The sequence below is a fragment of the Mycobacterium sp. genome (genome assembly GCF_050701675.1).
GTDB lineage: Bacteria > Actinomycetota > Actinomycetes > Mycobacteriales > Mycobacteriaceae > Mycobacterium.
The window spans coordinates 1-2,553 of the sequence record NZ_JBOGDD010000885.1 but is presented as its reverse complement, the minus strand read 5'-3'; the positions used below and the strand labels follow the sequence as shown (position 1 = coordinate 2,553).

General features: G+C 62.7%; 3 protein-coding genes. All 3 read right to left on the bottom strand.

The annotated features are described in order from the left end of the window. A partial coding sequence (locus ACRDUX_RS26990; RefSeq protein WP_526418280.1) for an FAD-dependent oxidoreductase occupies positions 1 to 852 on the bottom strand: 852 nt, incomplete at its 3' end. A gap of 13 nt (positions 853 to 865) precedes the next feature. Beyond that, the gene (locus ACRDUX_RS26985; RefSeq protein WP_526418278.1) at positions 866 to 1,309 is read right to left on the bottom strand and encodes a cupin domain-containing protein; all 444 of its coding nucleotides are present in this window, start codon (positions 1,307 to 1,309) and stop codon (positions 866 to 868) included. Positions 1,310 to 1,551: 242 nt separating this feature from the next. Then, a partial coding sequence (locus ACRDUX_RS26980) for an oxidoreductase (RefSeq protein WP_526418276.1) occupies positions 1,552 to 2,553 on the bottom strand: 1,002 nt, incomplete at its 5' end.

The following is a 2,553-nucleotide window of genomic DNA, read 5'->3' as shown; positions in this document are numbered from 1 at the left end:
CTGTTGGGCGACTTGCGCGCTCATCTGCCAGTTCATCACGTTGATGCGTTCCACCTGCAGATCGGGAATGCCCCACTGCTCACGGACCGCCTCGACCAGTCGAACCTCCGTCATGGGCGCTTCGCTGTCGCGCAGTTTCTGCACGGCCAGCCACCGATCACCGGTGGGCCCCGTCGCCAAGACGATGGTGTCTTCTTTGGAGCGGTCCCGCGGTCGCACGAGGAACCCGATCGCGCTACGCACATGCGGGAGATGACTGACATCGGCGCGGTAGTAGTGGTTGGCCATCAACGCCATCTGTTCTGGGCCGTCCATCACCACACCGAGCTGCGAACGCACCCTGCTCGAGGCTCCGTCGCAACCAATGAGATACCTCGCTCGGACGTCGTACTCGTGACCATCGGTGACGCGGCGTAGGCGCGCGGTGACTCCGCCCGAATCCTGTTCCATACCAATGAATTCAGTTGAGCGTCGGACTTCGGCCTTGGCATATCGGGACAACGCGTGATCGAGAGCCTCCTCGACGGCATCCTGAGGAACGATCGAACGGGGCGCGGGGGAATTCACGGTCGGCGCCGGTTGGGTATAGGCCACCAACGGTCCATTCAGACTCTCACACCAACAGGCAACGTCGGATTCCTGGGGCAGGCCGGCCCGCCGAACTCTGTCCTCGATACCCCACACGCGGAACTGCTCCATGGTCCGTGCGTGACATCCGCGGGACTTGGGGTGTGTGGTGGTGGCGGCGCGGCGCTCCACAAGCAAGCTTTCCACGCCGAAGCGGCCCAGCAGCAGCGCCATCCCCATTCCAGCTGGCCCACCGCCCACGACGAGCACCGGTACCTCAATCATCAGCGCAGTCCAATCAGTCGACGTAGGAGACGCGGCTTTTGCAGCGGTCGTCGTCAAGTTCAGGCAAGACGACGACACGCTCTTGTTCGAACGCATCTGTTCGCGCAGTGACGAACGCCGCATCGATCGTGTGGCTGCGGTTATAGGAGACGTGCGGGCAAAAAGGCGGGATGTAGCAGAAGTCACCCTGACCCAGGACCAGGTCGTGTTCGAGCTCTGCGCCCCAGAAGAAGTGCACGCTTCCCTTGATGCCGTAGAGCGCCGATTCGTGCTCCAAATGGTAATGAGCGTTGGACTTTTCGCCTGGACGCAGCGAAGTTACCAACAGTGAAAGGTGCTTTGACGGTGTGCTGACACCGTTGACCCCAAAGAGTGCCTGGACATCTTGTTTCGCGCGGACCTCTTTCTCCGGTCGCACGCGCGTTACGTCACCTTCCCATGTGACCTTCAAATTCATCGCTGCCATCCTTTCGCGCTATCTCGTTGTCTGGGTCTGAGCGAAGCACCGCTCACTCGTCCGATGTTGCCTCAGCCTGAACAGCATTCGAGGATGGTGTACAAACTTTGAACGGTCAGGAATTCAGTCGTGGGGGCAGGAGTGGTGGAATCGTCGACGCCATTGAACACCTGGAAGCGATTCCAGTGCGGTATCAGCGTCGGCGGACTCGAATATATTGTGGCCCAAGCGGTGTCGTGCGCTCAATGCACGCGCGCCAGCGCAGTAGTTGGATCGAATCCGGCGAACTCGTCGAGCGTATTGTCGCGCAGACGGTTGACCCATCCGGGATCTGCGAGCAGCGCGCGGCCGATCGCGACGATGTCGAATTCGCCCGCCTCGAATTGGTCGAGCAGTCGGCAAATCGGTGCCGGGGGGATCCGTTTCTTCTCGAGCCGAAACTCGAACCCGGTGTCCAGCCCCACCGAGCCGACGGCGATGACCGGCAGCCCCGTCAGCTTCTTGGTCCAGCCCGCCATGCCCCGCCGTGGATCGTCATCTGGGAATGCGGGAATGTAGTGGCGCCGCACGGATGGGTGCAGCACGTCGACGCCGGCATCGATCAACGGTGTGAGGAGTTTTTCGAGTTCGTCTGGCGTGGATGCCAATTCGGCGTCGTAGTGGTTGATCTTCCATTGCGAGAACCGGAAGGTGATGGGAAAGCCTGGTCCCACAGCTGCTCTCACCGCAGCCACCACCTCGGCCGGGAACCGGGTACGTCCCGCGAGTGTTCCGCCATAGCCGTCGGTGCGGCGATTGGTGTTGTCCCAGAGGAATTGGTCGAGCAAATAGCCGTGGCCGCCGTGCACTTCGACCGCGTCGAACCCGGCGTCACGCGCGTTGCGGGCGGCCAGCGCATAGTTGTCGGCGAGTGCGCCGAGCTCGTCGGTGCGCAGTGCGCGTCCGACCTGGTTTCCTGAAACATCGATACCCGACGGGCTGACCGGTTCCTGTCCGTTCCGCTCACCGTCGAGGACGTCGTGCTGTGAGCCCTCGTGCCACAGTTGGGCCGCGATGGCGCCGCCTTGGGCGTGCACGGCATCGGTCACTGCGCGCCAGACCTGCAGTACCTCGGTGCCATCCAGAAGCGGGACGCTCTCCGGCCCAGCCGCTGGGTGTGGGATGCGGATGCCCTCGGTAATGACGAGTGCGGTTCCGCCCGCCGCTCGCCGAGCGTAGTAGGCGGCCATGTCCGGGCCCGGCAC